This is a genomic window from Methylobacterium sp. Leaf94 (genome assembly GCF_001426045.1).
Lineage (GTDB): Bacteria > Pseudomonadota > Alphaproteobacteria > Rhizobiales > Beijerinckiaceae > Methylobacterium.
This window is the reverse complement of sequence record NZ_LMRM01000057.1, coordinates 1-3,421: the sequence shown is the minus strand read 5'-3', so window position 1 is coordinate 3,421 and position 3,421 is coordinate 1. Positions and strand designations below refer to the sequence as shown.

The following is a 3,421-nucleotide window of genomic DNA, read 5'->3' as shown; positions in this document are numbered from 1 at the left end:
TGCTCCGCACCCGTCTTCTGACCTCGCCGCATGTCCAGCTCCTTCAGTCCTGGCTGATCCTCTCAATCAGCCCGGTCCAAAGCCAGCCAGTCAGGTCAGGTGTTCAAAATGACGACGCCTACGCGAAGCGTCGCAAGACAAACCTTTCCATGACTAGTCCGAGCCAGATTGTGCCAAAGCACCAGCCCATCACGTAGGTGTAATCTACAGTCACTCCAAGCTGAGGATTATAGGCAAGTCTTACCCACTCGACGATTTGGACGATTGGGCTCCACTTCATTATGCTGTACAACTCATCGGGAAGCATATTTGGCAGAAAAAAAACACCGGATGTCATATAAAGCAATATGGTGATTATGATGTAGCCCCACAACCATCCCGGGAAGACTGTCATGATGGCCATGTTGATGGCTCCCATTCCGAGGCCCAGTAGCAAGGCCATCGTGTAGCCACCAATCGCCATTGCTGGGTCGTCCGGGCTGGGGCTACTGCCCAACGCAAGCAGAATAGCAAAGACAATAATCAGCCCTTGAAAACCTTTTATTGTTTCTACGATAAACCTAGCGGCCATGATATCGAAGGCTTTTACTTGCGGGTAATACATCAGCGGCCGGTTAACCAGCATAGCCTTCATTGCCTCACGTGAAGTATACTGGAAAACTAAGACTGGAACCGCGCCGGTTGCGACGAACAATATCGCATCATTCCCCATCGGCGACGGTATGCCCCGGAAGATCATGATCCCGACCATCAAAAAGATGTGCGCAACAGGCCAGAGAACGACGACGACATAGCCCCAGTATGATCCTCCAAAGCGGGTACGCATGTCACGAAGCATCAAGGCTCGAATGACATTTGCGTACACCTCAAATTCACTTCGCTTGGCGGACACCTCGGAGGCAGGTGGTGACATGCTCAATCTCCATATCGAATCTAAATGGCGACGCTTTAGTTCGTCATGTGGACGAAAATGCGGAGCCGCAACGGATGCCGACTTGCGTCTCAAGCCAATGCCAAATTTGCGACTCGCAGAGCGTTGTCGTTGAGAAGTGCATTGGGAAACCTGACCCCGGTTCGCCCGAAGCGCTCTAGAGCGGGCAATTACCCAGGCCCTTGCGCGGGTCGGATTTCGCTGATTCCTTCATGGGATGGGGCGCAGCGATCTTGAGCGGTTGAGCCGCGAGGATCTGATCGAGCTGGTGCTGCGGCTGCAGCGTCCGGACAAGACCTCGCGCACCTCCTCGAAGCCGCCAGCGACCGACCGCAGAGAGCGGCGCGAGCAATCCAAACCCGGCGGAGCGAAGCCGGGACACGAGGGGCATAGCCGGGCGATCAGCGAGGATCCCGACGCGGTTGTCGAGAATCGTCCCGACCGCTGTTCATGCTGCGGCGGCGCCCTGCACGGCGATCTTCCCGCCGAGATCGTGAGCGTGTCCGAGCGGATCGAGTTGCCGGAGGTGGCGCCGGTCGTGACGCAGCATCGACGGTTGGCCGTGCACTGCCCGACCTGCGAGGCGCGGGTGGTCGCGCCGGTGCCGGAGGCGGCGCGCGGCCCGCCGTTCGGCCCGCGGCTGCATGCGGTGGCGACGTATCTGAAGACCTTCCAGGCGCTGTCCTACGAGCGGCTGCAGGCGGCCCTGTCGGACCTGTTCGGTCTCACCCTCAGCCAGGGCGGGCTGATGAACCTGCTTCAGCGCGCGCAAAGGCGCTTCCGCTCCGGTTGCGAGGCCGCCGTGTCCGCCCTGCGCCGGGCCGCGGTGGTCGCATCGGACGAGACCGGCGTGCGCATCGAGGGCAGCAACGCTTACCATTGGGTCTTCCATTCGGCCGAGGCGGTCGTCCACCAGGCTTCGCCGACGCGGGGCGCCGTCGTGGTGCGGGAGATGATGGACGGCCACCGGCCCGCGGTGTGGATCTCGGATCGCTACACCGCACAGCAGGGCCACGCGGCTGCACACCAGACCTGCCTCGCCCATCTCGCCCGGGACGTCGCCTATGTCGTCGAAGTGAGCGACGACCCCGTGCCCTGGCGGCTGCAGCTCTGGCTGCACGCCGTGTTCGCCCTGGCCGAACGCGTCACCGACTTGGCCACCTCGACGCTGGCCGCCAAGCGTCGGAGCCTGGATCGACAGCTCAGCGCCATCCTCGCCACACCGAGCGACTGCGACCTGACCCGAGCCCTCCAGGCTAAGAGCGCCTAACAGAACCGTTTGATCTGGTTGAAGGTGATGAGACTGGCCGCGAGGCTGGTGAAGGCCTCGTAGATGTCGGCGCGTCGCTCGTAGCGGACGGGCAGGCGACGGAAGCGGTTGAACCAGGCGTGGGTGCGCTCCACGACCCATCGGTGGCGGCCGAGCTTCTCACTGCTCTCGACACCGCGTCGGGCGATGCGAGGCACGATCCCGCGCGCACGGCATTCGTGCCGACGCTGACTGGCATCGTAAGCTTTGTCGGCGTGCAGCTTGTCCGGGCGGCGTCGCGGTCGTCCTCGTCGACCACTCCGCAGAGACGGGATGGCATCAAGAGTCGCTGCCATCATGACGCCGTCTTGCCGGTTGGCCCCACTCAGGCAGAAGCCGAGCGGGGTGCCGCGCGCGTCGGTGACGAGGTGACGTTTCGTTCCCGGCTTGCCGCGGTCCGTCGGGTTCGGGCCGGTGGCAGGCCCCTTTTTTTGGCCGGGACAGACGCGCTGTCCAGGCAAGCTCGGCTCCAGTCGATCGCACCCGACGCGTGCAGGCGCTCCAGCAACACGTGATGTAGTCGGCCCCACACGCCCGCGGCTTGCCAATCCCACAGCCGCCGCCAGCAACTCATGCCGGAGCCACAGCCCATCTCAGCCGGCAGCATCTCCCACGGCAGGCCCGAGCGCAGCACGAACAAGATACCCGTCAGTGCGGCCCGGTTCTCGATCGGAGGACGTCAACCCTTCGGACGCGGCCGAGGCGGTGGCAGGAGCGGAGCGATATCGTCCCAGAGATCATCGGGGAGGAGCGGTCTGGCCATGCCAAACCAACGCTGAAAACCTCGCTCTGTGCCGTTTCGTTAGACGCTCTAAGATCGACCGGGCTCGCGATCAGCTCCTGGTGTTCCTCGCCCATCCCGGCGCGGTGGAGCCGACCAACAACGGCTCGGAACGGCTACTGCGCCCGTCCGTGATCCAGCGGAAGGTGACCAACGGCTACCGCGCGATGTGGGCCGCCAAGGGCGAGGCCGACATCCGCACCGTCGTCGATACCGCACGCCTGACCGGTGCCACGCCCTTCGGCACCATCCTCAAGACCGTCGGCGCTTAAACCCCGCCATTACGGGCCTGGGTAATTACCTAGAGCGGTGTCCGATCGGATTGAATCGATTAGGGTTTTGAGAGCGGCGCAGATGTGATTCGATGCCCGGCTTTCCAGGAGGAGAGCCGGATGCCCTC

At 62.8% G+C, this 3,421-nt stretch carries 1 protein-coding gene and 3 pseudogenes; 2 read left to right on the top strand and 2 right to left on the bottom strand.

Annotation, left to right across the window (positions count from 1 at the left end; genetic code table 11):
- Positions 1–118: 118 nt before the first annotated feature.
- Entirely contained in the window at positions 119–913 is a 795-nt protein-coding gene (locus ASG63_RS21070; protein WP_056221324.1) for an ABC transporter permease, read from the bottom strand.
- A gap of 235 nt (positions 914–1,148) precedes the next feature.
- Here ASG63_RS21070 and tnpC point away from each other — a divergent pair.
- A pseudogene (gene tnpC, locus ASG63_RS21065) lies at positions 1,149–2,192 on the top strand (IS66 family transposase); the annotation flags it as partial.
- A 5-nt stretch (positions 2,193–2,197) separates the two neighbouring features.
- Here the strand turns inward: tnpC and ASG63_RS24750 are convergent.
- A pseudogene (locus ASG63_RS24750) lies at positions 2,198–3,003 on the bottom strand (IS5 family transposase).
- Positions 3,004–3,047: 44 nt separating this feature from the next.
- On the opposite strand from ASG63_RS24750, the pseudogene ASG63_RS21055 reads away from it, so the two are divergent.
- A pseudogene (locus ASG63_RS21055) lies at positions 3,048–3,293 on the top strand (IS66 family transposase); the annotation flags it as partial.
- Positions 3,294–3,421 lie beyond the last annotated feature (128 nt).

What these genes read in the sequence shown, in the direction of transcription:
- ASG63_RS21070 (WP_056221324.1), bottom strand. Translation starts at nt 913, where the DNA reads ATGTCACCACCTGCCTCCGAGGTGTCCGCCAAGCGAAGTGAATTTGAG.